This window comes from Streptomyces sp. FH025 (assembly GCF_017427025.1).
In the GTDB taxonomy this organism is placed as follows: domain Bacteria; phylum Actinomycetota; class Actinomycetes; order Streptomycetales; family Streptomycetaceae; genus Kitasatospora.
In genome coordinates, this window is sequence record NZ_JAFLNG010000861.1 from 1 (window position 1) to 2823 (window position 2823).

Annotated in this window: 3 protein-coding genes; all 3 read right to left on the bottom strand. The window is 74.2% G+C overall.

The window, feature by feature from the left end:
• Positions 1-370: 370 nt before the first annotated feature.
• Positions 371-1282: a pyridoxamine 5'-phosphate oxidase family protein gene (locus tag J0670_RS34880; RefSeq protein WP_207816496.1), complete on the bottom strand. Its 912-nt coding sequence runs from the start codon at positions 1280-1282 to the stop codon at positions 371-373.
• An 18-nt stretch (positions 1283-1300) separates the two neighbouring features.
• Positions 1301-1771: a VOC family protein gene (locus tag J0670_RS34885; RefSeq protein ID WP_207816497.1), complete on the bottom strand. Its 471-nt coding sequence runs from the start codon at positions 1769-1771 to the stop codon at positions 1301-1303.
• 189 nt (positions 1772-1960) lie between these two features.
• On the bottom strand, positions 1961-2823 hold an 863-nt coding region (locus J0670_RS34890), incomplete at its 5' end, for an XRE family transcriptional regulator (protein WP_207816498.1).

Below are 2823 nucleotides of genomic sequence, written 5' to 3' on the forward strand. Positions count from 1 at the left end.
GCGGCGCATGCTGCGGGCCGCGGCGTGGCCGCCCTCGTGCACCGGCGCGGCGATCCGTCTGGCACGGCGGCGGGTGCTGCAGCCTCCGCATATGCAGTCCTCCTCAGGTTCGACTTCGTCGAAGGCCATGAGTGGGGACGGGTCGGTCATGGTCATGCTCCGCCTCTTTCCTGCGGTCTTTCCTGGTCCGCGCCTGACGACGGGACAGGAATGGCCTTCCCGGCCCAGATCCGTGTTATCGGGACCAAAGTCCCAAAGCGGGCGGGGACTGTCATGGCGGACTAGGCCGAACGGGTGACGGCCGTGCGGCTTCCGGGTGTGGTGGCAGCCCGGAGGAACCACTGGAGCGCGTACGGACCCTGAGTCGTGGTCAGCGAGGATTGGCGGGCGAGTACTCGGGATCCGTCCAGGTCAACGGGGTGGCATCGGCGAGTTCGAGAACGCCGGTGACGGTCAGTTCGACCATCCGCTCGGCGCCCGGGGCGGCCTGTCGGGACTCCTCGGACCAGTCGGTGCGGGCCTCGCCGGTGACCAGCAGCGCCCCGCCGCTCTCCCAGTCGGGCAGCAGCAGGCCGGCCCGCGGGTCCAGCTCCAGGTTTCCCAGCGTCATGAACATGCTGTTGCCGGAGTATTCGGGCCAGCGCAGCCGGTCCGGTGCCACCGCCTCCAGGAAGCCGGGGAGACCGCCGCGGTGCGAGGCGTCCACGCTGCCGTCCGGGCCGGTGGTGGCGATGAAGAAGGTGTCCGCGGTGGCCGCGAACAGCCGCTGACCGGTGGACAGCGCCGAACCCCCGGCGACCGTACGGGGCGGGCCGGCGTCCGGGCGGTCCAGCGGGGTGCGGCGCTGGATGTACTTCGGGCAGTTGGCGACCACCTCCTCGGCGTGGATCGCCAGCCCGCCCCGGCCGTCCGGGGCCGAGCGGCCGTTGAGCCGCATCCGGCGGCGGCCGGCCGGGTCCAGGGCGATGGTGCCGACGTGGGCGGGGCGGGCCAGCGCCTCGGCCAGCGGGTCGGCCTCGGCCGGGCGGGCGGCGACCGTCAGGGTGCGCTCGTCGGGGGCCTGGAGGAAGCCCGCCGGGCCGGACAGCTGGGTGGCCCAGACCCGGCCGTCCGGGGCGGCGGCGCCGACCACCAGCATCCGCCGCTCGGTCAGGAAGCGGGCGGCGACGGCCGGGACGGTGTCGCGGATCGACCGGCCGGCGTGGTCGGCCCGGTCGGTGCGGCCGGCCCGGGCCTGGGCCGCCCGCTCGCCGGGGTGGTAGGGCGTGCCGGCGGTGGTCATGGCGTCAGCCCCGTTCGTCTAGAAGAAGCCGCAGGTCGGGACGGTGGCGTCGGGCACGACGGCCTCGGTCTCGTCCACCCCGGTGCGGGCGTAGATCTCCAGCCGGATGCCGTCCGGGTCGGTGAAGAAGATGCCGCCGGAGGCGGAGCCCTCGCTGTGCGGGACGACGCCGTCGTGGGCGAACTCGGCGCCGAGCTCCCGCAGCAGGCGTTCGGCGGCGCGGACCTCGTCGAGGCTCTCCACCTCGAAGGAGAGGTGGTGCAGGCCGGGGGCGGCGGTGGCGAAGGCGCCGGTGCTCTGCTGCCAGAGCGTCACCACCAGGCGGCCGTCGCGGCCGAGCAGGGCGAAGCGGCGATCGGGGTCGGTGCCCTCGTGGGCGATGTCGAGGCCGAGGACGGCGCGGTAGAAGTCGATCGAGCGGGCCAGGTCGGTGACGTTCAGGCCCACGTGGCCGGTCTGGAGGGTGCGGAGCAGGGCGGTGCTGGACATGCCTGGTCACTCCCGGGGCTGGGGCGTCCGGCGAGGCTGCTGCCTAACCGGTACATGCGACGCTACGGGTTAGATGATGGAGCGTCAACCGGTTCTCCGGGGTGAAGTGGTTAGGCATCTCGCGGGCGGAACGCGAGAGCCCCGCCGGACCTGGTCCGACGGGGCTCTCCGGGCGGCGGTGGGCAGCGGTCAGGCCCACTCCCACCGGATGCCGATGTGGCCCGGTTGCTGGTCCGGGGCCAGGACGTGGGCGCTCGCCGAGGCGCCGATCCACAGCTGTTCGCGGCGGTGGTCGACGTCGGCGCCCGGCTCGCGGTCGTAGCGCTCGCAGTGCACCGGGACGGCCGCCGGGTCGAAGTGCACCTGCAGCACGTACTCGCGCACGGGCGTGGCGAAGCGGCGGCTGTACTCCAGGGTCGGGCCGCCGGGCGGGATCTCCACCTCGTACTCGAAGACCGTGCTGTCGCCGAGCCCGAGCGGGCGGTCCAGCATCACCTCGGCGACGGTCAGCCCGACCTCCGGGCGGCGGCGGACCCGGCCGAGCCGGCCATGCCGCACCGAGGTGACCTCCGGGCAGCCGGTGGCCTCCTCGTCGGCCTTGTGGACGACCAGGCAGCGGCCGACGCCGCCGACGGTGGCGCGCACCACCTGGCGCATCCGCAGCAGGTTGGCGCGCCGCTCGGCGTCCACGTAGTACGAGTCGTGGATGCTGAGCCGCTCCAGCTCGCCGGCCGGCGGGGCGTCCAGCTCGGCGAAGATGGCGGCGATCTCCTGCTCGCCCGGCCAGACGTCCTCCAGCCCGAGGTGGCTGGTGTTGGCGGCGGCGGCCCAGCGGCCGCGCGGGCGCGGCGGGCCGAGCAGTGAGGAGAGCGAGCTGTGCGGCAGGCCGAGCAGCTCCTCCAGCAGGTGGACGGCGCGCAGCGAGCTGGCCCGCTCGGGCTGGCTTCGGCCGCGGCGCCAGTAACTCAGGGTCGTGACACTGACCCTGACGCCGCGTTGGGCCAGCGCCGCGCGGATCCGGTCCAGGCTGAGGCCGCTGGACTCGATGGCCA